Consider the following 25,543-nt stretch of genomic DNA (forward strand, 5'->3'; position numbering starts at 1 on the left):
AAAAGAGTCCGGCAAGCCGGACTCCCGCGCCGGACGCGCCGGGTATTGGCGTGTCCAATCATCATTATTTTCTACATCAGGCCAGGCAGCAGATTTTGAAACAGGGATAATATCAGAACTGCTCCTAAGATACCAAGACCTCCCAGGAATCCTCCTACCGTCCAGCAGCGGAAGGTTTCCGGTATACTAATTCTGTTGAATCTGCTGATGGACCAAAAGCCGGAATCATTGGGAAGTGACAGGCCTACACCTCCGGCACATATGGCAATGGCTGCAAGTATGGGGGATGTCCCCGCTGCAAGTACTGTAGAATATAATATGGCAGAGGTCGTAGTGATGGCTACCGTCGTGGAACCCTGGGCCAATCTGATGATCTGCGCAAGTACAAAGCCAAGAACTAGCACCGGAATATGGAGGTTTCCGAAAATCTGGGCCATATAGTCACCGATGCCTGTCAGCTGAATTACTTTTCCAAACGCACCGCCCGCTCCGGTGATCAGAAGAATCATACCTACCTGATCCAAGCCGCGGCCCATAATTTCACTCATACTGCCTTTTATGTATGGCTTAGCGAGCAGCATAGCACATAATACCCCAACCGCCATTGCCAGGTTTTTATTTCCTATAAAGGCCAGATAGGGGACTGCTTTGTTGCCCTCGGGGAGAAGCACTGAGGCAAAACTGCCCACTACAATCATCAAAATAGGAATCAGAAGAATCATCATTGCCCTGCCAAAGGAAATTTTTTTGGCACTTTTCTCCTCTTTTTCCATGGTCTTCTGCTCTTCCAGTTCAAATTCATCCAGCTCCCTGACAAAACCACTTTTTTTCTCCTGCTTATCCAGGTACTTCCCCCACAGGATTCCTCCTGTCAGGAAACCTACCAAACCTGCCAGTGTAGAGTAGACAAAGAATACCCCTATGTTCAGTTCCATATTCTCACATACTGCCAGAGGACCTGCCGTAGGTATTACACAGGCTGCAGTAATGGACGCGGCCACTGCATAACAGGATACAAAAGACAGACGGCTGATGTTCGTTTTTCGTGACAATGCACGGACCATGGTAGAGAATAAAACGGTAACAACATCACCGAATACTGGAATTCCTGCAAAATATGCAGCTATGCCTAGTCCTGCCGGAGAGTTTTTCTCCCCAAAAAGTTTTATCATCTTATCGGCAATTGCATTAATCCCTCCGGATTCAAACAGAAGCATTCCCAGCATTACACCCATACCGGTTACGATGCCAATCCCTCCGATGGTCCCTGAGAAACCGTCAGCCACAGCTGCAGTAATATCTGCCATAGGCATCCTGACCAGTATAGCTGTAATAAAAGATGTAATAATAAGAGATACAAAGGCGTTCAGCTTAAATTTGATAATTGTCACCAGAAGCAGCGCCAGAGAAAATACAAATATAACAATTAATAATGGGCCTGTAATCATAACTTTCTCTCTCCTTTTTCTATTTGTCTTGATAAACCACTTTACCGCCTACTACGGTTTTCTGTACTTGGATCTCTTTGATCTCATCTTCCGGGCAGTTCATAATATCCCGGTCCAGTACTACAAAGTCGGCAAGTTTCCCCCTTTCAATGGTTCCTTTCAGGGCCTCCTCAAACTGACCGTATGCTGCCCATTCCGTATAAGAACGCAGTGCTGCCTCCCTGGTGATACAGTTTTCAGGGAACCAGCCGCCCTCCGGCTTTCCGTCCTGATCCTTCCTGGTCACGGCCGCATAGATCCCCCAAAATGGATTAGCAGGTGATGAAGGAGAGTCTGAACCGCCGATTACTTTTATCCCCTTTTTCCACGGCATGCCGCTTGCATAAGAGCGTTTTGCCCTCTCCATTCCAATCCGCCGTTCGGCCATGGGAGCACTCCTGGGCGCGTGAATAGCCTGCATCCCGGGTAGAATTCCCAGTTCTTTCACTCTGTCAACATCCTCGTCTGTAACCAGCTGAAAATGTTCAATCCGGAACCTGTGATCCGGGTTCCAGTTTTCCTGCAATACCCTTTCATAGGTATCAATCACCTGGCGGTTTGCCTTATCCCCAATGGCATGGGTAATCACCTGAAATCCATGATCATGGGCCTCTTTTACCAGCCGATACAACTCATCGTCTGTATGATTTAATTTTCCCCTGTACCCTGGCCGATCTGTATAATCGTCATATAAGGCAGCACTCTGAGAGCCAAAAGATCCGTCTGCAAAATACTTGACTGCCCGGATATTCAGTCGTTTATTGTAAAGTCCTGCTGCCGGGCCCGTCCTATACCAGCTCCTCCAGGAAAGATCCTCCGACTCCCCCGGAAGAGAACCCAATGCACCGCTGATGCGCAGCTGCAGCCGGTCTTCCTCATATAACTTTTTCATACAGTTAATATGGCTTGTCACTACATTCATTGCCATCACAGAGGTGAATCCCAGACGGAAGGATTCTGCCTGGGCGCAAAGCAGTGCCTCTTCCATCTGTTTTTCGGAAAGAGGCGGGATTTTATCCACTACCAGTTTACATGCATTATCACTGACGCATCCCAGCAGCTCTCCGTCTGCCCGTCTCAATATCTCCCCGCCCTGAGGGTCCGGTGTGTCTTTTGTGATTCCTGCTGCCTCCAGGGCTTTGGAATTCAGCCACAGCATATGCCCGTCACATCGCCCCAGAGATACAGGGTTGTCTGGTGCTGCAGCATCCAGCTCCTCTTTTGAAGGGTAACTTTTGTCTTCCCATACCTCGTTATTCCAACCAAAGTCACTCTGTATCCACTCTCCGGGCTGCAGTGTTTGCACCTTCTGACGGATCTGGGAGAAAATTTCCTCCTTTGATTTCCAGAAACAATCAATCTGCATTGATACCTCACCGAATTTTATCAAGTGCGTATGGCCCTCGATTAGCCCTGGTATCACACAGCCCCCCTTTAAATCCACAGTCTCGGTTTTGCTGCCTATATATTGTTTGACGTCCTCATTGGATCCGGCAGCCAGAATATACTGTCCCTTTGTGGCTATTGCCGAAACTGTCGGAGTCCCTGTCTCCATGGTGTATATATTGCCATTGTAATAGACGGCATCCGCAGAAATTTTCTGTGTACTTTTCACCCTTTTTCCCCTTTCCTGTCATCATTTTTATACATTTTAACATACCAGGGAGAATGTCAAAATTATCTATTTTGTCCCTGACCTTTCTTATTCTGCTATATCTTGCACATCTGAAAAAAAGAAGCGGTGCCGGCTATTGCCGGCCCCACTTCGCTGTGATCCCTCCGTATTAAAATAAAGTAACCTTTTCAATTCCCATGAATTTGCAAACCGCAGACATAACTTCTGTGTAATTCCCCTCTTTTACCAGGAGATGGTGGTCCATACCTTTCTCCATCAGCTGATCCACAACGGCGCTTGCCTTTGTCCCAACGTGCAGTTTTACCAGGAGTTTCTCTCCTCCCTCTACCCATTCTTCATGGGATGCCTGGACCACATCAGCTGTATCTACCAGCAATTTATACTTTCCGCCGCTCCCTGCGATACTGGATATTGTCACACTCTCCATGGGCTTTAAGGGAACCCCTACAAAGGTGCCTCTCTCTCCGCTCTGGGAGATCTGTACCTTGTCAAGGCTTTCAGCCAGAGAATGGGCAGTGCTCCCTTCATGGGCAAGAGCAAGGATATTATTCACATCATCCATGCTTCCCACCTCTCCCAGTGCGCAGGCTCCGCCCTGAGCAGCCATATTCAGCATGTACATTACCATGGTATGTCCGATATCACCCTCCGTGTCCACGATCATGCCCTCGTCTGCAAGCCAGGAAGAGGTCAGATTCATCAGGCCGCTGAACATCGGATAACACTCTGCCGCCATGGCATCCAGGGAATATCTTTCTGCGATTTCTTTCGTTGCTGTGTATACCTTTGCCATATAGAGCATAGTGTCATGGTCCGCTTTCACCTTTCCGGTACGCTCGGAAAGACATTTCAGTGTCTTTTCGGCCTCTTCATCGCTGATTGCCTCAGCAGCCTCTGTAATGTCACTCATCTCTACGTGAACCAGCGTTACGCCGAATTTGCGGGAGAACTCCCACTCTTCCACAGACATATCCTGTGGTCCTGCCACACGCCAGGTCTGTCTTGGTCCTACAAGGGCAAGGCGCATTCCCCGTACCGCCTTAATCATCTGTCCGGCCTGGGCTGCAGCCTTTACCTTTTTTGCAATGTTCACGTCATCCGGAAGTCCATAGACATAGTCATACTCCAGCCCCTGCCCTTTTAATATAGAGCCGAAATGCTGCACGCATCCGATGGAAAATGTTTCTGTGTATGGTACCGCCCAGAAGACAGTGGGCAGGTTTAGCTCATTGATAAATACATACTGCATAGAATCCATGATCCAGGTCACTTCTACAATAACCAAAGCATCCAGTTCTTCCTTTTTCAGCTGTTTGCACACATCAATAGCATCCGCGGTATCCCAGGCTGTTTTACCCGCGCATACGGTCTCTACCCCCTGAGCCGTCAGCGCCTGCTTCACACCGTTTACCAGCTCTTCGGCACGCTGTCCCCCGCTTTCAAAGCGGCAGGTAACTCCTACAATTCCTACTTTTGGCTGTCTCATATCTACTCTCCTCCTACTAATTTAAATGGCTTGGAGCACAGCTCCAGGTGATTACTGCTGGTTCCATCCCTATATTGGTCAGCTCATGGGGCTCTCCTTCTTCTACAAGAAGCATGTCACCCTCACAAAGCTCAAAATGTTCTTTAGTTTTGGGATTTCTCATAATGACATGTCCCCGACTTACATAGAATGCTTCGTGAGAATCCGGATGTCCCGGATCGATTCCCCCTGTCTGCCCTGGCAACAGAGTGGACGATCCAAAGGTTATTTTTCCGGTTTCCAGATATTCTCTGCACACTTCCGGTCCGTCAAGAGAAACTCTTGTTTCGTTCTTTCTAACTACTCTCATATCTATTCTCCTAAAAAAATTCCTTTTTCCTGTACAGCAGACCCTCGTCGGAGAAGGTCTCTCCCCAAACCACCTCAGCCACAAAAAGATAATGATCAGAGCTATCGTATACGCTGGTGACTTCACAGGTCAGATACGCTGCTGCACCTCTCACAAAGGGAAGCTCTTCATTGGCAAACGCTATGTCCATATGACTTAGCTTGTCCTCATCTCTGCCGCTGACCGTCCCGCACCTAAGGGCGATCTCCTTTTGGCCGGGAGTCAGAACACTTACGGAAAATTTTCCGCTGGCCTTCACTAGAGCCGCTGTATAATGTTTTTTAGAAACAGCCACCATCAGCATGGGCGGCGTTCCCGAAACCTGTGACAGCCATGCGCATGTCATCAGATTGTATTTGTCCTGAGCGTGTACTCCAATGATGTACACCCCATGAGTAATTGTATTCATAGCAGTAGTAATTGTAGTTTGACACATCCGTTTTACCTCCTGTTGCATCAAGTCCCTGAGGGTATCTTTTACTTAGCTTTCTCAAAGCATTCCGTAAGATCTTTAAAGAGTCTCTGGTACATCTGATACCCCTCTTCATAGACTTGCCGGCTGTCTTGGGAAGGCAGTGTTCTGTCCTTCACCTCCACCATACGATCCACAGCATTCTCTACGCTGTCAAAGATTCCTGTAGCAGTCCCTGCCAGTATAGCGGCTCCCAGGGAAGCTGCCTCCACTGACTTTACCGTTTCCAGGGTGACCTGGTTAATATCTGCTTTAATCTGGCTCCAGACAGCACTCTTGGAGCCTCCGCCCAGGGAGCGGATCTCCTTTACCTGTATCCCCATGTCCCCCAGAGCCTCTATATTTCTTTTTAGAATATATCCCAGGGATTCCATGATAGCACGCATAAAGTGCGCTTTTGTGTGCTGCAGCGTAAATCCGAACCATACGCCTTTTGCTTTTCCGTTGGTGTCAGGGGCCAGAGATCCTGAAAGATGGGGCAGCATAACCAGACCGTCACAGCCCGGAGGAACCCTCTCTGCCTGTCTGCTGATTAAGTCATAAGCATCCCCCCATCCTTTTTGTTCTGCCAGCATCTCTGTTTCACAGAACTTGTCCCGGAACCACCGGAGTGTCATCCCCCCGTTGGTAAAAGTATGTATCATATACATTCTTCCCACTGGAAAACAAAACAAAGGCATCTTCCGCGCCGGATCAAACACCGGCTCATTGACAGGAACACATACCGCCAGGGCCGCTCCTATGGTCTCAGAGAACATCCCCTCTCTGATATTTCCTGCTCCGATTGCCCCGGCCGCCTGATCCAGAGCCCCGGTGCAGATGGTAACTTCCTCTCCCAGCCCCAGCTCAGCCGCAACGTCTGGCAGAATCTTTCCAACAACCGCTCCGGACTCCATTACCGGCGCAAGCTGTTCCTCCCGGATACCCAAATATTCCAGCATTTCCTTCCAATAGCGCCGCTCTGTAATATCCCAATAAGTAGAGGAGCAGACAAGGGAGGGTTCTGTGGCATATTTTCCCGTCAGCCGGTAGATAAAATAATCCTCAATCAGCAGAAATTTTTCCGTTTTCTCAAAGATTTCCGGTCTGTTTTTCTTCATCCAAAGAATCTTGGATGCCGGCCAGCATGCCTCGAAGCTAACCTGCCCTGTTTTTTTATAGCAAAGTTCGTTCCCGAATTCACGTTCCAGTTCCGCTGCCTCTTCCACTGCCCGGTTATCCATCCAGACAATGGCGTTGCACAGCGGCAGTCCATCTCTGTCCAGAAAGAAGATCGTCTCCCCCTGAGCAGACATTGCGAGAGAGATCTGGGCCTGGGGTGTAATCTTGTACTGTCTTTTTAAATCCTCAAGTCCAGTACAAAACGCTTTCCAGTACACCTCCGGAGATTCCTCCACATAATTTGGTCCCGGTGTCATCAGGTCATACTCCTGTGCAGATACCGCCAGCAGGGCTCCCTGTACATCAAAAAGAGCGATTTTCATGGCTGTGGTCCCAATATCCAGACCAATCAGTAGCTTCATATCCATTCCTCCTATTTAAGAACCTCCGGGTTGACCACATTGTAAGGCTTGCCGCCCTCCAGTACTCCTGTGATGCCGGCCAGGGCCTCACGGCACATTCCCATGCGGGCTTTCAGGGTGCAGCTTGCAATGTGAGGGGTAAGCGTCACATTGTCAAGAGCCAAGAGTTCGGGACTTACATTTGGTTCGTCTTCGTACACATCCAGGCCGGCACCCTTTATGGTTTTATTTCTCAGGGCTTCTGCCAGTGCCTTCTCATCTACTACGGCTCCCCTTGCAGCATTAACCAGATAAGCGCTGTCTTTCATCGCCCGGAAAGTCTCTGCATTGATAATATGATGGTTCTCTGGAATATAAGGCATATGAAGGGTAATACAGTCACTATTTTTGACTACTTCATCAAATTCCATATAGGTGACATTATACTCCTTCTCTATCTCTTCAGATGCCCTGAACTTATCATAATAAACCACTTGCATTCCCAGTCCCTGGGCCTTCTTGCACACCATCTTGCCGATCCGTCCGAATCCCATGATTCCAAGGGTTCTTCCATATACCTCACAGTCAATGTCTGTGAAATTGGGCGAATTCCAAATACCTTTTCTGATCTCCCTGTCATATCTGGCAATCCCCCGCATGGTAGAAATAATCAGCGCCACTGCGTGCTCTGCAGTTGCCTCTGTCACAGTGGTAGGTGTATTCACAACGGGGAGTCCCACCTGTGTTGCATATTTCCAGTCAATATTGTTATAACCCACGCCAAAGTTTGCAATGGCCCTCAGGTTTTTGGCTCTGTCAATCATCTTTTTATCGCCGTCATTGTCCAGAATCAAATATGCGTCATACGCTTCTATCATCTCATACACTTCATCATAGCTAAAAGCCCGCTTTTCTCTTGTGGGACAAGTAAACTCATATTTTCCCTCATAAGGTGCCAGACATTCCTGGGGAACCCATTCTGAAATTAATATTTTTTTCATAGTCTCTTACTCCTTTTCTTCTCTGTACATATAATTTGCCGGCTGCCCCTGTTTCTTACCCAATGGCTTCTGCCATCTTTTTTACGTCACCACAGGTTCCGGTCCATGCAGCCATGAGAATGTCCATCTGATCCAGAATACAAAAATGCTTAACCCCAAGTTTTTTATAGCGTTCGGCCTCTTCAAGGCTTCCGATTTCCACTCTGGGGTGTACACCGTGTGCCAGGGCAGTTTGAATCATCTTCTCCTGTTCAGACTGAATCTCTTTTTTATGGTCCGCGCAGTTCCACCCTCTGCTCATGCAGTAATCCGATGGTCCGAACTGAACCATATCCACACCGGGGATAGAACAGATTTCCTCAATGTGATCCATGGCCTCTTTCTTTTCTATCATAAAGGCTTTCACCAGGCTCCGGTTCATAGCCGCATAATCCATCTGCTTAAGCTCCGGATGATAGCCAATCCACCTTCCGTTGGGATAACCAAACCTTCCGGCATCCTCCGGTGTCTTAGGGGATAGCTTTTCTATACTCTCCCGTACCTGCTCCGGTGTCTCATGATCCGTAAAAAGTACTGCCTGGAACCCGCAGGCGGCTGCCTTCTGCGCTACGTAAAAGCGGTTTTGGAAATCTACTTTAATCATGGAACCCACCCCATACAATTCACAGGTTCTCGCAAAGTTCTCCAGGTCATTCAGTGTAAAAGGCGCATACTCTGCCAAAAATTCGAAATAGTCAAAATTGCCTGTAGACGCTGCCGCCTCTACAATCGTCGGCCAGGTACTCCAGATTCTTGTGTTGACAGTTGTTTTATTTTGGTTTAGCTTTTCTCGCAATCCATTCAGCATACAGATCCTCCCATTTCCCATCACTTATGTTTCTTATTACCTCTAAGATACTATAAAACCCTTTGAAATACGATGATTATTCTTGTCCTTTACATTTCTTATATTGTCATTATCACCAACGAGAGGCCTTTATTGAAGTGCGTATTGCCCCCACAGGTCCTGGGGAATGTTTGCAGTACGCTGCACGCGATTCAGTGCGTCTATAGCCTTCATCTCATCGGTTGACAGAGAAAAGTCAAAGATTCGGGCATTACTGAAGATTCGTTCCTTTTGGACTGATTTTGGTATCACAGATATACCCTGCTGTACAGACCAGAGGAGACCAATTTGAGCCGGTGTCCTCCCCTTACGTCTGGCTATTTGAACAAAAGTTTCTTCTCTTAGATAGCCCCCCGGCCAAAGGCGCATAGCCTGTACGGCAATATTTCTGGCATGACAGTAGGCTACAAGCTCCGGACAGTTAAACAGGGGATGGAATTCGATCTGATTTACTGCCGGAATAATCCCACATTGTTCCTTTAAAATTTCCAATTCCTGTGGCCAATGAATGAGATAAAGATCTATGTAATCCAGCCAAAGACGTTCCAGGCTCCGGCTGAAGGCCGTTTCTGTGTCATTTGTACGCTGGGCATCATTCTATATTTTAGTGGTTACAAAAAATTCTTCCCGTTTTACAGAGGAAGCCTTTATCCCCAGTCCTACACCATCTTCATTTTATACACCGAGGCCGTATCAACCAGGCGATAACCTGCCTCTGCAGCCCAACAGACAGCACGCTCCACCTCTTTGTTATCTGTTGCGTTATAGACTCCTAAACCTAACAGGGGCATTTCTCTGCCGGTATTAAGCATAATTGATTTGATTCCACAGACAATCCATCTCCTTTTTATAATTAGAGTACAGACCAGTATCCCGCTTTCAGGAACCTGGTCTGTTCGTTTTGCCGCCTAAAGTGTTTTCAAAAATTCTACCACATATACAAGATTATCCCTGAAGGACCCGTCTTTTACAAAGTTCTTCGTAAACAGTGCACTTCCCATGGTAAAGCACCAGGGATCCATCTCTTTTACCAGCTTCATCCGTTCTTCCGTACCAATGCTCCCGGCCAGCACTACAGGTCTTTTAGCCTTTTTAATATATTCCGAGGAAAGTGCAGTGGGATCCCCGTCTACATAACGATAGCCAAGCAGATCTGTGCCAAACACCCCCTTCTCTGCAAAATCAGCTTCCTGTGCCAGCATTTCCTGCGGAGTCCCTTCCAGGATACTGGGACTTTGGGATACTTTTCCGGCAAATGGCAGGTACTTCAGCCCCTGTTCCCTCACATATTCTGCGACGCTGTCATAGTACAGGGTGCCCAGAAGATAATCGAATCCACACTCTGCTGCGAGCTTAGCCCCTCTCATGCACTCCTCTTCTGTGTAAGACACCACTTCCAGAAAAGATGTCTTTCCCGCAGCCCTCATTTTAGAGCAGAGAACCTTCATATTTACCGGTTCCATACCTACATCCTTAAAACCCCAGTACTGAACAGGAAGGTCCTTGTTCTCCTCAAAAACCTCGATAGCATCCGGCACTGTTTTATCGTTATGAGTTAACATAATAATAATTTTATCTAACATTGACATTTTATTTTTCTCCTTTTTTCTATCCATAGCTATTTGTTTACAACGTTTACGGGTTCTCCGTTTACAAAGGCCCTCAGATTTTCCACCGCAATATTCATCAGACGGTTTCTGCTTTCCTTAGGGGCCCAGGAAATGTGCGGGGTAATCAGGCAGTTTTTTGCCCCCAGCAATGGATTATCTCCTTTGATCGGTTCTGCAGATACTACATCCAGGCCAGCCGCGTATACCTTTCCGTAGTTCAGAGCATCGGCCAGATCCTGCTCTACAATCAGAGGGCCTCTGGAATTATTGAGAATAATGACCCCATCTTTCATCCTTGCAATGCTCTCCTTGTTAATCATTCCCTCTGTACTTGGGAACAGCGGACAGTGCAGAGCAATCACATCAGACTGTGCATACAGTTCTTCTCTTGTCACATATTCTGCAATTTCTTTTCCTGCCTCGCTGGGGTATTCATCATTTGCTATCACACGCATTCCCAATGCCTTTGCAATCCGACCCGTAGCCTGTCCGATTCTTCCGAACCCGATGACACCCATGGTTTTTCCCGCCAACTCAATCAGCGGGTAATCCCAGAAACACCAGTCGGCATTCGTTTCCCAGCGTCCCTTATGTACCTCATCGCTGTGATGGGCAACGTGATGACAAATTTCCAACAGCATAGCAATGGCAAACTGCCCCACTGCCGCAGTACCATAGGTAGGAATGTTGGTTACGGGGATTCCTTTCTCTTTCGCAGCCGCCACATCTACCACGTTATATCCCGTAGCAAGAACCCCAACAAATTTAATATTGGGGCAGGCATCAAACACAGCCTTTGGCATTGGTGTTTTATTGGTATAAACCACCTCTGCGCCACCAACCCGCTCAATCACTTCCTGTACATCTGTGAGAGAAGTCCGATCATATACCGTTACCTCTCCAAGAGCATTCAGTCCATCCCAGTCCAAATCTCCGGGATTCAGCGTATATCCATCCAGTATTACTATTTTCATACCTATTCCTCCATTTCTTATAGTGTTATATCACTAAGCGGTCCCTTTACGCTTCAATCGCATCCGCCATTTTCTTTACATCCCCGCAGGTACCTGTCCATGCCGCCATGAGGATATCCATCTGATCCAGAATACAGAAATGTTTTACACCCAGATTTTTGTAGTATTCTGCCTCTTCCAGGCTTCCCACTTCCACTCTGGGCTGCACTCCGTGAGCCAGAGCCACCTGAATCATTTTTTCCTGCTCTGCCTGAATCTCAGCCTTGTGGTCCGCACAGTTCCATCCCCTGCTCATACAGTAATCAGATGGTCCGAACTGCACCATGTCCACCCCTGGAATGGAGCAGATCTCCTCAATATGATCCATCGCCTCTTTCTTCTCAATCATGAATGCCTTCACAAGGCTTCTGTTCATAGCCGCATAATCCATTTGCTTTAATTCCGGATGGTATCCAATCCATCTTCCGTTTGGGTAACCGAATCTTCCGGCGTCCTCCGGCGTCTTTGGAGATAACTTTTCAATGCTGTCTTTCACCTGCTCCGGTGTCTCATGGTCTGTGAAAAGAACTGCCTGGAATCCGCAGGCCGCTGCCTTCTGGGCCACGTAAAAACGGTTCTGAAAATCAACTTTAATCATGGAACCGGCCCCATAAAGTTCACAGGTTCTAGCGAAGTTCTCCAGGTCATTTAAAGTAAACGGTGCATATTCGGCTAAAAATTCAAAGTAGTCAAAGTTTCCCGTGGATGCCGCCGCTTCTACCACCGTAGGCCAGGTACTCCAAATCCTGGTGTTTACCGTTGCTTTTCCCTCATTCAGCTTCTCTCTCATTTTGTTTAACATGGCATATTCTCCTTTTGTTTCCTTTTTTCTTTTTGTTGAATTAACAATACTTGAAATGCCGTTAAAAAACGATTATCATTCTTGCCCAGCACATTTCCTATTCTGCCATTGTAGACAAAAAAAGCATGTGCCCGGGAGACAGACACCCGGGCACATGCCCCTTTACTTCTATTCAATTTTTCGTTTTTCACCTTTCAGATCGGACAATAATACGGCTGCCAGCAGACATATGCACCCAGCTAATATCCTCAAGGTAAACACTTCCTTCAAAAGCAGCACGGAAAACAGCATTCCGAACACCGCTTCTGAAGACAAAATGACGGATGCAAGATTGGGACTGGTATACTTCTGACAGACAATCTGGAGCAGAAAAGCAGTCATAGTACTGAATATTCCTAAATATAGCAACTTGGCCGCCACCCCTGTCTGAAACACCCCCGCGGGGAAGGGGAATCTCCCCAGTCCTGCTCCAAGCCAGGAAAAAATACCGGCCGTCAAAAACTGGACAAAAGTCAGCAGCACCGGCTCCTCCTCCTGTGTATACCTGTCAATACACAGGATGTGAAAGCCCAGTCCCACACCACACACCATGGTCAGCCAGTCCCCTGTCTGTATGGAAAAATCCCCCTGCAGAGATAAAAGTCCGATCCCAAGCATGGCCGTCACTGCCGCCAGAAGGCTTCTTTTTCCCGGCCTCCTCCTCTCTATCCACCAGGAGAGGAAGGGAACTAAAATTACATAAATAGTTGTGAGAAAGGCGTTCTTTCCGGCTGTCGTATACTTGCAGCCCAATGTCTGAAAAAACTGGCTGAGCCACAGCAGGAAGCCCAGCACCGCCCCCTCCCTTATGATTTTGAAAGAAAGGTTTTTCAGCCTTTTGAAAAAGAGGACTCCCATACCAATTACGGCTACGAGATACCGCAGTGCCAGCAGATAAATGACCGGTATGGTATCCGTAGAATCCTTTACCACCACAAAAGAAAAGCCCCATATCACTGTGGCACAAAAAAGTCCCAGCGGACCTGCCGCACGGTGTTTTGCTATCTTGTTTTCCATCTTTGCATCTCCTTTTGCTGTTTTCCTGGTTACATCATACAGCAGGGGAGCAGAGGAGGCGATTACCTATATTGCAAACAACATGTCTTATATTGCCGCAGCTTCCAATTCCTCTTTTTTAAGATAAAATCTGTGAGATATCTGTCACAGACCTGTGACACGAGAAAACATAATAAAGGCGGACAAAATATGGTACTATATCTTTATATCATCTTTCGGACAGAAGAAAGCACAATAAATCGGGAACAATTGTTTTTCCAGTGATAAGATGGATACACAGACAAGGGAGGAAATGCTATGGAATGGATAGAAAGTATCAGTAAAGCGATCAGTTACATCGAAGATAATCTTACCGATGACCTGACCATCGAAAAAATTGCGGATAAGGTACTCATTTCGCCATTTTATTTTCAAAAGGGGTTTTCTATGCTCTGTGGATTTACTGTCAGCGATTATATCAGGCAGAGGAGGCTTACACGCGCCGGCAGCGAACTTGTTTCCACAGAGGAAAAAATTATTACCATTGCTCTGAAATATGGATATGATTCCCCCGACAGCTTTACGAAAGCTTTCACACGTTTTCACGGCGTTACACCTACGGCTGTACGAAAAGACGGAGCTATGATCAAATCCTTCGCTCCTCTGAAAATATCATTCACATTGAAAGGCGGTTATACTATGGATTACAAGATTGTTGAAAAGGAAGCATTTACAGTGATCGGCGCATGGAAAAAGTTTCCCTATGAAAATGCAGCGGAAGCGATTCCGAACTTCTGGACGGAACACTACCAGAGCGGCGGGGGCAGTACCGTATGCGGAACATACGGCGTTAACATTGATGAGAGTATGGGCGGCAAGGAATTTGAATACCTGATAGCGGACGATTACAAGGAAGGGACAGAGGTACCGGACGGCTTTATCACGAAAACGATTCCTGCATTTACGTGGGCGGTCTTCCCCTGCAGAGGGAGTATGCCAAATGCTATGCAGGAGGTATGCAGGAAAATTTTCTCTGAATGGCTGCCCAACTGCAAAGACTACGAGTTTGCCGCCGGGTACAATATTGAGATGTATCACGATCCTTCCAATTATCCTAATGGTGTCCAGGACGAGAGTTACTATAGTGAGATTTGGATTCCTGTAAAGAAGAAAGCTTAAGCGTGCGGCTTAATGAATCACTGTTCTCAATGCGGGGAGAAAAATGTTCTGGAAAAGAGAGGAGTGTGACTAAGATATGTCACACCCCTCCCTTTTTCAGACTATTTATTTACATCCCCTATCTGTTCCCTTTTTCCCTTTTATAATGGCGATGGCACCTGCATATGCAGCAAGTAATGTGACGGCCAGCCTTCCGATAGGAGCCGCGTCCCTGGTTTGAACCGCATCTATTTTGTGAGAAGACGTTTCAGCAGTATTAGACCCCTTTTTCTCATCCTGAGCATCCGGCAATTTTTCCGGCTCTTTTTCAATAACTTTAATTGTATATTCGCGGACATTCCCTGCAAGGCTATCTGCGTCTGCGACCCCTAATCCAATTAAAAACTCATCATATACTTTGTCCGGCTTACCCACAAGATAGTCACCATCTATCTTCATCCAGTCAGGAGCTCCATGAAACTCATAAGTAAAAGGTGGTGTTCCCCCTGTTACTTCCAGCGGTAGTTTAAATGCCTCTCCCGCTACCAGAGTTACCACCCCGTCATCTGACGGTAGCTTTACCTCAGGTATGGTTCCAACTTCCTCGCCTACCACAAACGTAACATCTAATTCTGTGGAAGTTTTCCCGTTTGAATCTCTAACTTTATATGAAAATGAGTACTCGCCGGGTTCGTTAGGTGTCCCTAAAATCTCTGTGCCTCTGACAAATGCCCATTCAGGTCCGTTATACTCATAGATCTGATACGGGGGCTCTCCCTTTGACACATCAAGGGTTATCAGAAATGCACGGTTCACCTCCAGATGCAATTGACTTTCATCTACCGCTACATCTAAAAAATCCTCCTCTATAACCGGTTCAGAGGTATCTCCCTCAGCCTCATTCTCATTATACATATCTGTCAAAACTTCCTTTGTTTCCCCCGGCTGTTCCACTGGGGGTGCCTCCTCCCCAAGGGTATTTCTTTCACCCTCACCGCTGTCAAGATTCTGCTCCTCTACGCCAGTCATTGTGTCCACAATAGCAGGAGCTTCTAACTGTACAGTATCCTGTGTCCCGGCGTATACTAACTCACCTGCCGCTCCAGACCCAATACATGATACAGTTAACAATAACCCACAGCCCAATACGTATAGTCTATTTCTTTTCATACTCTCACTCCTTTTTTCCGTATAATATCAAACGCCAGAAGGAACCTCCTTTAATATTGACATTTTAACATTGTGCAGAGTATTTGTGTAGAAAATAAACTAGATTTATTAGTTTTTTAAATTAATCAGCATACTATTTTATATTTAAGACACAATTTGTCATTTTATCCCTTTATTTGTCTTTGCTTCTTAACTTCTACATACATACTTAATTCACAACTCGAACTTATGCTTTCTTTCAACGCCCTCCTCTTCTAAAGGTAAACTACACGCTAACAGAATTTACCCCCGGGTATGCAATAAGAAAAACATGGCTGCATACATTAAAAGAAAAAGGATTTATATGGATATTCATATTGTTGCCCCAGGGGATACTATCGCCTCCATCGCAGCCCGGTACGGCGTTTCTCCCTCCCGCCTCTCCTATGACAATCAACTGAATGAACAGAGTCATCTGGTGGTAGGGCAGGCACTGCTTGTTTTGAAACCGGAACTGATCCATGAGGTTATCCCCGGGGATACCCCCAGTTCCATATCCAGTCAGTATGGTATCTCTGCCCTTGAGCTTCTGCGCAATAACCCCTTCTTGTCGAACCAGCCTTACCTGGTCTCCGGAGAATATCTCATAATTCGTTATGATGGTGAAAAAACAGGAAGTATGGAGACAGATGGCTACGCATACCCTTTTATAAATCGTCCCCTTCTTCGGCAGACACTTCCCTATCTGACAGCTCTGTCTATTTTTTCTTATGGATTTACACCGGAGGGTGAATTGATTCCTGTGGACGACGCGCCTCTGATTTCCATGGCTCAGGAATTTGATACCCGGTGTGTCTTAGTACTCACCCCGTTTTCAGCCAGCGGGACCTTTGATAATAATCTGGTTACATTAGTTACCAATAACCTGGAGGTGCAGAACAGAGTCATAGAAAATCTGCTTCTGACGGTTGCCCAAAAACCTTACCAGGAGGTTGATGTGGATTTTGAGTTTATACGGGCAGAAGACAGGATCCCCTATGTAGAATTCGTGAGGAATCTTACCCGGAGGATGAACGCCGTCGGAGTCATGGTCTCCGTAGCACTGGTCCCAAAAGTATCTGCCGATCAGCCGGGACTTCTGTACGAGGGAATTGACTACCGGCTGCTGGGGGAGGCGGCTAATACTGTGCTTCTCATGACGTATGAATGGGGCTATACCTACGGTCCGCCCATGGCAGTAGCCCCCATTCCCCAGGTCAGACAGGTGCTTGACTACGCCGTGAGCGAAATCACTCCCGCCAAAATATCCATGGGAATCCCCAACTATGGCTATGACTGGCCTCTCCCCTTCGTGCGCGGGGTCACGGAAGCTGCCAACATAGGCAATCACGAGGCCATTGAGATAGCCGCCTTGAACAATGCAGCAATTCAGTACGATGACATATCCCAGGCGCCGTTTTTTGAGTACACCAGAGATGGCGTCGGGCATATCGTTTGGTTCGAGGATGTGAGAAGCATCCTGGCTAAGTTAAACCTGGTAACAGAATATGGCTTTCGGGGTGTGGACTACTGGCAGTTAATGCGGCCCTTCCGCCAGAACTGGCTGCTGGTAAACTACTTGTTCAATATCTTACGCTGATTCTGTCGCTGAATAATGGAAAAAGATGCAAAGTGCAAGAAAGGAAGCGCATTCCTGCCGCGCTTCCTTTCATTAAATCATTCTGCTATCTGACGCTCAATCTCCTGACAGATTACGTTTCTCATCTTTCTGTCATAGAGGGAATCCAGACCCTCTCCGTTCCTGAATGTTTCCCCAAAGGAATTCGTTTGAATAGAAAATTCCTCAAAAGGAATCAGATCTGCCCCCCTGCCGGCAGCAGGCAAAAAGTTATGCTTTTTCATCTCAATCCACATCCTCCCGATATTTTCCAGGTCAGTCTCCCCATATGTCTTTGTCTGAGCCAACGCCTGAATCAGCTTATCTGACAACTCATCCACCGTAAAGAACAGCGCCTCCGGATCCGATTCCAGCGCAGCTAAATACAAATCCTCAAAAGCCTGAGACACCACAGACTGGATGTCAGCTCCTGTCATAAATTTGCATGGAAAGGATGCTGCTGCATCCAATACTTTTCGAAGCCCCAACTCTAACTCTTCCTCTTCTCCCCGGGACAATCTGCCTGAGGTTCTCCCCACAATGTCACCTTCCCTGACTGGCGTCCCAATGTCTTTCCACCGGATACAATTTTTCTGTCTCATTAGGCAGGCTTTGAATATAGAAATACATTCTGTTTCCATAGGCATAAAGGTAAAAAACTTCTCATCAAAACGGCCCTTTCGCAAGAATTCCGGGCGCAGACTGGAGACCTGGTTGGCGGTTGCCATAATAAAGCAGGGAAAATCCTTATCCTGCATCCAGGTCAGAAAGCTTCCAAACAGGCGTATAGTAACTTCATGTCCGTCTTCCCCGGCCCCTGCAAAGGCCTTTTCCAGTTCATCCACCCAGAGCACGCAGGGGGACATATCTCTGACAAGGCTCAGAGCTTTCCTCATATTGCGTTCACTTTCCCCTACCAGACCGCCCATAAGCCGTCCCATATCCAGTTTTAGAAGAGGCAGACGGAATATCTTTCGGGCTGTTTTGGCCAGAAGAGACTTACCTGATCCGGGTATCCCCGCAATTAGCATTCCCTTTGGAAGTTCCATTCCCTTTCTCATAAGAACATCAAAATGTTCATAGATGACTGCTTTTTTCTCCAGCCACCCTCTGGCAGCTTCAAGACCGCCGATTTTCTTCTGATCCTCCTCTATCCATTCCAACAGGCCTCCGCTTTTAAGCACCATCTGTTTCTTCTCTCTGCTGATTATTTCGAAGATCCGTCTGCCTTCATTTTTAAAAGGATCTCCTTTCAGTAAGGCATATTGCATAATACGCTGAATCTCACTCTCCCGAAACCCCTTTAGATACAGAACCAGCTTATCCAGAAGGGGGGCTGCAAGAGACATACCTTCCGTTCTGCTCCTTTCCTGAATCAAATATCGGATATTTTCTTCAGACAGGGGAGGGATTTCTTCCATATGAAGAAAGGGGAGAAGGTATCCAGGCAGACTGCTGTTAGAAAATGACTCTGTAACAGTCATAAAGATTAAAAGCTTCACCGAATGATCAACTGCCTTGGCCCTCCCTACTCTGTACAAAGCTCTTGCAAATGTCCTCTCTGTATCCCGTGCTAGTAAACTATCCCCATTTCGTATGACCAATAGAGGGAATGCAGGCACTCCATGCTGATCCTTCAATGCAGCAAGGCATTCCACAGCCTGTGCCAGATATTCAGTCCCTTTGGGCGGTTCCAGATATAAGCTGCGCAGACGTGTCAGCTGCGTACATCCTACTCTCTGCCTTCGTGAATTCTCTTCCAGAACTCTTCCTCCCCGGTAGTAGAAGATGTCTTCTCCCTGCCAGTCACTCAGCCACTCCTGGCGTATCTCCAGAATCTCCCGCTCCCGATCGAAAATCCCGTATTCCCCGGATAACAATTGAATGAGCCGTTCCAGATCTTCATCGTAATTAGTTTCAAAAAGAAATAATGCCGCGCCGCTTTCATGCAGATTCAGAATTCTCTCAGCAAGAGATTCAAGATTTTTGTTCATCTAAACGTCTTCCCTTCTCGATGATGAGCGTTGTATCCCGGCTTGTATGCAGATAATGGATAACAACCGCCTCTTCCTTTTCCAGTATGTCATATTCACAGGGCAGAATCTCCTCTCCCTGACTATTCAAAAGCCCCCATCTGCCATCCCTTCTAACCTTTGCAGTTCCGTCCCGGAAAGGTTCACAGGCTTCATAGATACAAGGGGCTGCTGTGTTCCCCCGGACATCAATGTAGCCCCACCGGTCTTTGATTCTCACCTGTGCCAGACCATTGCTGAAGGGTTTTGCGTCATCGTACTTGTCAGGAATTGCCAGTCTCCCCTCTCTGTCTACATACCCCCAATATCCCGGATATGCCCCGCACAAGGCCCCGGGCAGCCCCCAGGCATCATCACAGCGGACAGGGGCAAGTCCCTCGCGAAAGCTGCCCAGACGTCCGGATCTCAGATCCTCGGGACAGCTGCACGGAATCACTTCATTTCCAAACCTGTCAACCATTCCCCACAGACCATTGTCAAATCTCCCACTGCGCCGGACAGACGCCCATCCGTCCGCAAACGCCTCCGCCACATAACCGTAGATAAAGGGCACTGCTTCCTGTCCCTGTTCATCCACATAGCCGCACAGACCTCTCCTGCCCCGGGCGCGCCCTTCAAAATATCGTCCAAACCGTCTTATCTCAAATCCGCTGTCTACTATCTCCCCATCATAATTAATACTCTGCCAGCTGCCCTCTGTCCATACAAACGCCAGCCCTTCCCTGAAATCTTCTGCCTTTTCGTAGATGCACGGCACCGCTGCCGCTCCCGCTTTGTTCACATACCCCCATTTTCCCTTATCTCTGATCCTGCCTCTGTTTTCCCTCAGATAGTCGGCATATTCATACTGAAAGGGAACCACTGTTTTTCCGTATTTGTCTGCATAGCCCCACATCCCCTCTCTGCACAGCGGAAAAATAGAAGCTTCGCTCAGTTCATTCTCCTCTATCAAAGATTCAACTTCCCGGGCAGTCTCGTAAACAAACGGAATCACCTCCGTTCCTGCATTAGTGATACAGCCATATCTTCCCTTTCTGGACAATACTCCCAGTCCGTTTTTAAACAATCCCCAGTAATCCTCAGGTAAATCATAGATACATGGAGTTACTTCCTCCCCCCTGGTATTGATAAAACCCCAGATCCCCTGCTTATTCTCCTGATCGCCTCCCTCCTCAAAAGTTACGATTGCCAGACCGTGGGAAAAGGCACTTGCATATGCGTACTGAAACGGAATCACCACATTTCCTTCCCCGTCCAGGAATCCATATGCTCCACCGAATTGGGCGGTCACATACCCCTCGCTGCTGCCGCCCAGGGATTCATAAATGCAGGGAATCTTCATATTCCCCCCCTTATCAATCATACCCTCAAGTCCGCTTTCCTCATCGCTGACAACTGCCAGTCCTTCTGTAAATATCTGGGGTTCACTGTATCTGCAGGGAATCACTAAAGCTCCTGTGGAATCTATATATCCATATTTCCCTTGATTTAGTACACACGCTCTGTTTTCATAGAAAGGACCTTCAGGCTTGTACTCCCCCGATGAAATCGCCTTTCCCCATATATCGATATACCCCTTTTTCCCTTCGCCTTCCCAGAATATAATTCCATTATACAAACCAGAATATAGCGCATCCTTCAGCTGTACTGAGATCCTTCCGTCCGCATGAGCATATCCCCGCCAGCCTTCTTTCCTCAGACGGAAAAGGGACGCCTTATTATACTCCGCACCAACTATGTGCTCAGAAAAAAACGAACCGCTCAGTGCCCCGCCCCTTAGTATGATGGAACCGCTCAATACGGTATGGTCTGCCAGCCACTCCAGGCTTTCCTCCCTGTCGATCTCCAAAACCGGACTGCCAATTCCATGGATCCGGATCCTCTCCCCGGGAACCGGCAGCACCCCGGGAAACCGATATACCTCATCTTCCCGTTTCATAAGAAGGACAGAAGCATCTAAAAGCAAATTCCCGCTTTCCAGATAATCCTCCCACTCTCTCTGCGATGAGAGAAACACCGCTCCGCGCTCCGCAAGCCCCTGTCTCTTCCTTTCCAGCTGTATCCTGCTTAGTGCCTCATCTGCTGTTTCAGCCAGCTCTGTCTCATACTGGGAAAGGCGGGAAATATCATCCTGTACCTTCCGCAGACTTTCATAAACTTCAGACGAATCCTCAGCTTTTCCTGCACGGAATATTCCCTCCAGAATGATAGCCGCCTCTTTTCCGTCCGGTATGCCTCCCTTAAAGAGTTCACACTCTTTCTGCACCGGACGCAGCTGCTCATACCATTCGGCAAAGCCTCCCTCCGGTTGCAGATACCTCAGAAGTTCATTTCTGCATACCGCTTCATTCTCCTCCATATGCCTGCAAAGCATCTTCATGGAATAAATGCTCTTTTTCGTACCGTCAGCATTGCTCAGTTTTAATAATTCCATGCTGCATTCTCCTTTTCTCTTTACGGCTAGGGCTGATACACTTTCTGATGTTCTGTTTCTCTGCGGTAATTAGGTCCCATCTCTCTTCTGAAAAATCTCTCCCCCGATTCCACAAAGGAAGTCAGCTTTTGCTTCGCGGCATTCCGGGCAGACTCGAACTTCTGCTTGAACAAGGTCCATTTCCCGCTAATATACGGTACTGCGTTATAGGCTATTACATCTCGGATTTTGGCTGCAAACTTCACGATGGTTCTCTTGGCCGGCAGAAGTAATTTATCGCAGATAAAGTTCTCCAGCTCTTCTCCGTCTTTTTCATACTTATCCAGTAAAAATATCACGAGGGCCATGGGAGCCGCCACTGCTGCCATCGCAACACATCCTGACAGCAGCCCACCTGCCATGGCAAGGTAAAATGGAACCCCCACAGCCTCCAGACCACTCCAGACTCCCACTGCGGCAGCGCTGAAGGCATATCCGCCTCCTACTGCCCCTGCAATGAGGCTCCCCAGACCAAGGACAACAGCGCCTACCCCCAGAACCGTGGAGACACCTAAACGGATGATCCGATCAGCCGTACTCTCACAGTATCCTCCATCCTTTATAGCCGAGGCCTGATCCACGCAGCCAGCAGCCTGCCTTCCGGCTGCCCCTGCACATACTTTTATGAGTCCTGCTTTTTCAGTCTCCAGGCTGTCGGAAAGGATATGGTTTCTACGCATTTCACAGAAAATCACGAAGGCGTACGTAACCTCCTGTTCCTTTCGGTTCTTCTCCATAGCTTCCGACAGCTCCCGCACACTTTTATTCTGTGCCAGCCGCTTCCACTCATCCGCAGACAAATCTATTCCTGTCGGCAGACCTGCATATTCCAAAGCCTCTATGGTATCCTCTAAAAGGTGGTTGACATCCAGCTCATCGGGATATTCCAATTCCTCCTCTGCAGCCTTTTCTGCTTCCAGAACCTCATCAAGTACTGCGAAATCCTCTTCGTCCTCAAAGGCATGCCTGACAGATGCTACCTTTCCCCGCATAGCATAATTCCGAATCGCCGATAAAATCTTATAGCATTCCTCATTCGTCAGTTTTTCACTCCCGGCAAGTCCGGAAAGATATTCTCTGGCCTCCATTTCTATATCCGCCGTCTCTGTAAACCGCTGATTCATAAGATGCTGATTTTCCATCTCCTCCCTTAACAACGCACAGTATTCTTCTGCCTCTTCCAATGTGTCACCAAATTCGTTGACAAGCCGTTTTGCCAGGTATTCTTCCCGGTCTATCCCTTGGGCTTTTGCTTCCTCCGCTCCCTGATTGACATCTAAAATCTGCTCCGCCAGTCTTTCAACCATTACCTCTGATAATATCTTATCATTATTCATACGCGCACCTCCCGGAACTGTCTTCATGTACTGTTGTGTAGTATTACTTCTTAATACTATAATACTACTTTTATCAATAATGTCAATCCTTCTTGTGTATTATTCTTTGCTATTACATACAGAGAAGGCGTGTGTCAGCCCAAAGAAAATGAACTAGGGTATGCCTCTTGGTATAACACATTATAGCACAGAAAGCTCCCATCCTCTGTAAAGGATGAAAGCTTTCCTAATAATAACTTACTGATTATATCATTCTCATAATTACTAAATAAACCGCAGCCATTGAGATAACGATCTGTATTATAGTAAACCGGAATACCGTCTGCGTATTGGACCATCCCCAAACCTTCCTCACGTGATCGTGAAGGGGCGTCCGCACATTTTTCAAAATACGTATCTTTAAAAACCTAAGCAGCGACACCTTTAGCAGCCCCAGACCGCCGTCAAGAATCAATACCAGTGCAACCAGCAGGTATAAAAACGGACTCCCTGTCTTGAGTACTGCAATACTGATAAACAGTCCCATGGCTCTGGAACCTGCATCTCCCATCATCAGTTTGCTGGGCGTGGCATTAAACCACAAATACCCCAGGATACAGACCGCGAACAGCAATATCAGATAACTGAAATCATCATTCTTCCCTTTTATAATATCAATAATATAGATGCTGATAATGGTAACCAGCGTCAGGGTTCCTGAAAGACCGTCCACCCCGTCGGAGCAATTAGTCACATTTATGGATGCCCATACCAAGATGACTGTCAGAATTCCAAATAAGACAGCAGGAATTGTAATGGTTGTCCCGGTAATCATAATCTCCACTTTATTAGAATTATAGTTTAAAAACGTTACCGCCACCATAGCCGCAATCACAAAATCCAGAAATCCCTTTTTATATTCTCCCCAGGGCACCTTAGATGCATCATCTAAAAAGCCCATCATCATAGCTGCCACTACTAAAATAATGTAAATGACAAGCTCCCCGCTCAGCCTTGCAAAGATCAGCCCGGATGCGGCAAATACCAATATAAATATGAATCCGGCCCCTCTCGGCTTCCCCGCGGACAACTTACCGTCATGGGCAAAATCCCTTCCTATATCCTTCGGCAGCAAGGGATGAAACTTCGCCGTGCAAAAGCAGGTAGCAAAAAATGCAAAGAGTATGCCCAGAAACATCACTGTCGGTACCGAACCGTTAATAATAAAATTTACCATTTGTTTTTTCCCTTTTTCTTTATTCTCTTTTTGTCAGCACCCTTAATTATAGCCTCCCAAAGAGGAAAAAACAATGCCTTTTTGCTTATCTCCAGAGATAAACATACTATCCGTTTCTCCGTTTTTCCAGTTCCTCGATCTTCCACTGGCATTTCCAAATAATTCTCAGCAGAACAATAAGCAACAGTCCAAAACAAACCGTTGTTCCCCCGAAAATATAGGAACCGGTCTGAACTGCAGCATTGAGTTGAAGAAACACAACTATCACTTCCACTATCATAATGTACGTAAAGAAATTTCTTATTCTTTTATACTGTACCACTCTCGAGGAATCATCGGTATACAGTTCAAATCCCCCGTCTTGGGCATCTTTTCTCAGATAAACCCACTGGCTCCACTGTTCTACCACCTCAATACCGCTGTCCTCCATAAATTCCTTAAAGTCCCGGGCACCGGCAGAAGTACTGGGCATCAGATCAATCTGGTAAATGTACTGTCCCGGTTCACAGGGAACAAAGGTATATACACCCAGGAAGTAATGCTCCAGTGCCCAGCCTTGGTTAACCATCTCATTCAGCCATATCTCTTCTGCATCCTTATCGTAGTACCACTTAAACTTTTTCATTCCCCTTCCCCCATTCTTTTCGCATTGTCCAGCATTTCCTGCAGTCTGTCTACTTCTCTTCCAAATATTTCTTTTCCTGTCTCTGTTATCACATACTCTTTCTTTTTCCTGGACGTCTTATCCTCACTGTACAGCCTCACCCATCCCTTTGTCAGCATAGAGTTAATGGCCCCATATAAGGTTCCGGGGCCTAAACTCACCCTCCCGCAGGTAATATCGGCCACTTCCTGTATAATGCCGTATCCATGTTTGGGACACCTTACAGCTAACAGAATATAATACCAGGCTTCTGTCAGTACAATACCGTTTTCCACACCTATCGTCCTCCAATCTATTGTATATCAAATATATCGTCAATCGATATATTATAATATATCAGCTGACGATATATTTGTCAATAAAATTATAGTTTGTATGCCTAAAGTTCGGAGGTATAGAGTCGGCGAGCAGAGCGTCGCTGACGGACGGTCAAGGGAGGGGGTCTTGGCGCCGAGGACAGGCAGGGACAATACGTAGATCTACTTGCTACTGCGTTTCTCCTCAGCTAACTGCTTAGCCGTTCACTAAGAAGCTCAGG

General features: G+C 47.1%; 22 protein-coding genes. 2 read left to right on the forward strand and 20 right to left on the reverse strand.

Features of this window, described 5'->3' with window-relative positions:
* Window positions 1-71: 71 nt before the first annotated feature.
* The 13 genes from ACGHCT_RS18370 to ACGHCT_RS18430 form a co-directional block, all read right to left on the reverse strand.
* On the reverse strand, window positions 72-1,448 hold the full coding sequence (locus ACGHCT_RS18370; RefSeq protein WP_390437173.1) for a GntP family permease: 1,377 nt from the start codon (window positions 1,446-1,448) through the stop codon (window positions 72-74).
* A 19-nt stretch (window positions 1,449-1,467) separates the two neighbouring features.
* Window positions 1,468-3,102 (reverse strand): amidohydrolase, encoded by a 1,635-nt coding sequence (locus ACGHCT_RS18375; RefSeq protein WP_390437174.1) that lies wholly within the window; start codon window positions 3,100-3,102, stop codon window positions 1,468-1,470.
* Window positions 3,103-3,271: 169 nt separating this feature from the next.
* Window positions 3,272-4,609: a hypothetical protein gene (locus tag ACGHCT_RS18380; RefSeq protein ID WP_390437175.1), complete on the reverse strand. Its 1,338-nt coding sequence runs from the start codon at window positions 4,607-4,609 to the stop codon at window positions 3,272-3,274.
* Window positions 4,610-4,625: 16 nt separating this feature from the next.
* On the reverse strand, window positions 4,626-4,958 hold the full coding sequence (locus ACGHCT_RS18385; protein WP_390437176.1) for a cupin domain-containing protein: 333 nt from the start codon (window positions 4,956-4,958) through the stop codon (window positions 4,626-4,628).
* Between the two features lie 10 nt (window positions 4,959-4,968).
* Entirely contained in the window at window positions 4,969-5,433 is a 465-nt protein-coding gene (locus ACGHCT_RS18390; protein WP_390437177.1) for a flavin reductase family protein, read from the reverse strand.
* Window positions 5,434-5,474: 41 nt separating this feature from the next.
* Window positions 5,475-6,992 (reverse strand): FGGY-family carbohydrate kinase, encoded by a 1,518-nt coding sequence (locus tag ACGHCT_RS18395; RefSeq protein WP_390437178.1) that lies wholly within the window; start codon window positions 6,990-6,992, stop codon window positions 5,475-5,477.
* A gap of 11 nt (window positions 6,993-7,003) precedes the next feature.
* Window positions 7,004-7,972: an NAD(P)-dependent oxidoreductase gene (locus ACGHCT_RS18400; RefSeq protein ID WP_390437179.1), complete on the reverse strand. Its 969-nt coding sequence runs from the start codon at window positions 7,970-7,972 to the stop codon at window positions 7,004-7,006.
* 55 nt (window positions 7,973-8,027) lie between these two features.
* Window positions 8,028-8,819, reverse strand: a complete 792-nt coding sequence (locus tag ACGHCT_RS18405) for an HpcH/HpaI aldolase/citrate lyase family protein (RefSeq protein WP_390437180.1) — start codon at window positions 8,817-8,819, stop codon at window positions 8,028-8,030.
* A 129-nt stretch (window positions 8,820-8,948) separates the two neighbouring features.
* A complete protein-coding gene (locus ACGHCT_RS18410) occupies window positions 8,949-9,350 on the reverse strand; it encodes an aldo/keto reductase (RefSeq protein ID WP_390437181.1) in 402 nt (133 codons plus the stop codon).
* 416 nt (window positions 9,351-9,766) lie between these two features.
* Entirely contained in the window at window positions 9,767-10,447 is a 681-nt protein-coding gene (locus tag ACGHCT_RS18415) for a hypothetical protein (RefSeq protein WP_390437182.1), read from the reverse strand.
* 29 nt (window positions 10,448-10,476) lie between these two features.
* Window positions 10,477-11,442, reverse strand: coding sequence for a D-2-hydroxyacid dehydrogenase (locus ACGHCT_RS18420; RefSeq protein WP_390437183.1), 966 nt, complete (start codon window positions 11,440-11,442; stop codon window positions 10,477-10,479).
* 46 nt (window positions 11,443-11,488) lie between these two features.
* The gene (locus ACGHCT_RS18425) at window positions 11,489-12,283 is read right to left on the reverse strand and encodes an aldolase/citrate lyase family protein (protein ID WP_390437184.1); all 795 of its coding nucleotides are present in this window, start codon (window positions 12,281-12,283) and stop codon (window positions 11,489-11,491) included.
* Window positions 12,284-12,451: 168 nt separating this feature from the next.
* On the reverse strand, window positions 12,452-13,339 hold the full coding sequence (locus tag ACGHCT_RS18430; RefSeq protein ID WP_390437185.1) for a DMT family transporter: 888 nt from the start codon (window positions 13,337-13,339) through the stop codon (window positions 12,452-12,454).
* Window positions 13,340-13,636: 297 nt separating this feature from the next.
* Between ACGHCT_RS18430 and ACGHCT_RS18435 the strand changes: the two genes are divergently transcribed.
* A complete protein-coding gene (locus ACGHCT_RS18435; RefSeq protein WP_390437186.1) occupies window positions 13,637-14,497 on the forward strand; it encodes an effector binding domain-containing protein in 861 nt (286 codons plus the stop codon).
* 105 nt (window positions 14,498-14,602) lie between these two features.
* Here ACGHCT_RS18435 and ACGHCT_RS18440 read toward each other — a convergent pair whose 3' ends face one another.
* Window positions 14,603-15,646 carry a hypothetical protein gene (locus tag ACGHCT_RS18440; protein WP_390437187.1) on the reverse strand — a complete coding sequence of 348 codons (1,044 nt, stop codon included), beginning with the start codon at window positions 15,644-15,646 and terminating at the stop codon, window positions 14,603-14,605.
* A 343-nt stretch (window positions 15,647-15,989) separates the two neighbouring features.
* On the opposite strand from ACGHCT_RS18440, the gene ACGHCT_RS18445 reads away from it, so the two are divergent.
* Complete coding sequence (locus ACGHCT_RS18445; RefSeq protein WP_390437188.1) at window positions 15,990-17,264, forward strand: glycosyl hydrolase family 18 protein; 1,275 nt, start codon at window positions 15,990-15,992, stop codon at window positions 17,262-17,264.
* Between the two features lie 77 nt (window positions 17,265-17,341).
* Here ACGHCT_RS18445 and ACGHCT_RS18450 read toward each other — a convergent pair whose 3' ends face one another.
* From ACGHCT_RS18450 to ACGHCT_RS18475, 6 genes are all read right to left on the reverse strand, one after another.
* Window positions 17,342-19,276: an ATP-binding protein gene (locus ACGHCT_RS18450; protein WP_390437189.1), complete on the reverse strand. Its 1,935-nt coding sequence runs from the start codon at window positions 19,274-19,276 to the stop codon at window positions 17,342-17,344.
* Entirely contained in the window at window positions 19,260-21,749 is a 2,490-nt protein-coding gene (locus ACGHCT_RS18455; RefSeq protein WP_390437190.1) for a WG repeat-containing protein, read from the reverse strand. The genes ACGHCT_RS18450 and ACGHCT_RS18455 overlap by 17 nt, the downstream gene beginning before the upstream one ends.
* A gap of 26 nt (window positions 21,750-21,775) precedes the next feature.
* Entirely contained in the window at window positions 21,776-23,125 is a 1,350-nt protein-coding gene (locus tag ACGHCT_RS18460; protein WP_390437191.1) for a hypothetical protein, read from the reverse strand.
* Between the two features lie 244 nt (window positions 23,126-23,369).
* Window positions 23,370-24,341 (reverse strand): phospho-N-acetylmuramoyl-pentapeptide-transferase, encoded by a 972-nt coding sequence (locus tag ACGHCT_RS18465; RefSeq protein WP_154261126.1) that lies wholly within the window; start codon window positions 24,339-24,341, stop codon window positions 23,370-23,372.
* Window positions 24,342-24,447: 106 nt separating this feature from the next.
* Entirely contained in the window at window positions 24,448-24,966 is a 519-nt protein-coding gene (locus ACGHCT_RS18470) for a DUF2812 domain-containing protein (RefSeq protein WP_154261128.1), read from the reverse strand.
* On the reverse strand, window positions 24,963-25,280 hold the full coding sequence (locus ACGHCT_RS18475; protein WP_187143943.1) for a PadR family transcriptional regulator: 318 nt from the start codon (window positions 25,278-25,280) through the stop codon (window positions 24,963-24,965). The genes ACGHCT_RS18470 and ACGHCT_RS18475 overlap by 4 nt, the downstream gene beginning before the upstream one ends.
* Window positions 25,281-25,543: the final 263 nt, after the last annotated feature.

Source organism: Lactonifactor longoviformis (genome assembly GCF_042848515.1).
Classification (GTDB): domain Bacteria; phylum Bacillota; class Clostridia; order Lachnospirales; family Lachnospiraceae; genus Lactonifactor; species Lactonifactor longoviformis.

What these genes read in the sequence shown, in the direction of transcription:
- ACGHCT_RS18390 (WP_390437177.1), bottom strand. Translation starts at nt 5,433, where the DNA reads ATGTGTCAAACTACAATTACTACTGCTATGAATACAATTACTCATGGG.
- ACGHCT_RS18450 (WP_390437189.1), bottom strand. Translation starts at nt 19,276, where the DNA reads ATGAACAAAAATCTTGAATCTCTTGCTGAGAGAATTCTGAATCTGCAT.
- ACGHCT_RS18445 (WP_390437188.1), top strand. Translation starts at nt 15,990, where the DNA reads ATGGATATTCATATTGTTGCCCCAGGGGATACTATCGCCTCCATCGCA.
- ACGHCT_RS18370 (WP_390437173.1), bottom strand. Translation starts at nt 1,448, where the DNA reads ATGATTACAGGCCCATTATTAATTGTTATATTTGTATTTTCTCTGGCG.
- ACGHCT_RS18420 (WP_390437183.1), bottom strand. Translation starts at nt 11,442, where the DNA reads ATGAAAATAGTAATACTGGATGGATATACGCTGAATCCCGGAGATTTG.
- ACGHCT_RS18460 (WP_390437191.1), bottom strand. Translation starts at nt 23,125, where the DNA reads ATGAATAATGATAAGATATTATCAGAGGTAATGGTTGAAAGACTGGCG.
- ACGHCT_RS18430 (WP_390437185.1), bottom strand. Translation starts at nt 13,339, where the DNA reads ATGGAAAACAAGATAGCAAAACACCGTGCGGCAGGTCCGCTGGGACTT.
- ACGHCT_RS18385 (WP_390437176.1), bottom strand. Translation starts at nt 4,958, where the DNA reads ATGAGAGTAGTTAGAAAGAACGAAACAAGAGTTTCTCTTGACGGACCG.
- ACGHCT_RS18435 (WP_390437186.1), top strand. Translation starts at nt 13,637, where the DNA reads ATGGAATGGATAGAAAGTATCAGTAAAGCGATCAGTTACATCGAAGAT.
- ACGHCT_RS18440 (WP_390437187.1), bottom strand. Translation starts at nt 15,646, where the DNA reads ATGAAAAGAAATAGACTATACGTATTGGGCTGTGGGTTATTGTTAACT.
- ACGHCT_RS18425 (WP_390437184.1), bottom strand. Translation starts at nt 12,283, where the DNA reads ATGTTAAACAAAATGAGAGAGAAGCTGAATGAGGGAAAAGCAACGGTA.
- ACGHCT_RS18455 (WP_390437190.1), bottom strand. Translation starts at nt 21,749, where the DNA reads ATGGAATTATTAAAACTGAGCAATGCTGACGGTACGAAAAAGAGCATT.
- ACGHCT_RS18415 (WP_390437182.1), bottom strand. Translation starts at nt 10,447, where the DNA reads ATGTCAATGTTAGATAAAATTATTATTATGTTAACTCATAACGATAAA.
- ACGHCT_RS18395 (WP_390437178.1), bottom strand. Translation starts at nt 6,992, where the DNA reads ATGAAGCTACTGATTGGTCTGGATATTGGGACCACAGCCATGAAAATC.
- ACGHCT_RS18405 (WP_390437180.1), bottom strand. Translation starts at nt 8,819, where the DNA reads ATGCTGAATGGATTGCGAGAAAAGCTAAACCAAAATAAAACAACTGTC.
- ACGHCT_RS18470 (WP_154261128.1), bottom strand. Translation starts at nt 24,966, where the DNA reads ATGAAAAAGTTTAAGTGGTACTACGATAAGGATGCAGAAGAGATATGG.
- ACGHCT_RS18400 (WP_390437179.1), bottom strand. Translation starts at nt 7,972, where the DNA reads ATGAAAAAAATATTAATTTCAGAATGGGTTCCCCAGGAATGTCTGGCA.
- ACGHCT_RS18465 (WP_154261126.1), bottom strand. Translation starts at nt 24,341, where the DNA reads ATGGTAAATTTTATTATTAACGGTTCGGTACCGACAGTGATGTTTCTG.
- ACGHCT_RS18380 (WP_390437175.1), bottom strand. Translation starts at nt 4,609, where the DNA reads ATGAGACAGCCAAAAGTAGGAATTGTAGGAGTTACCTGCCGCTTTGAA.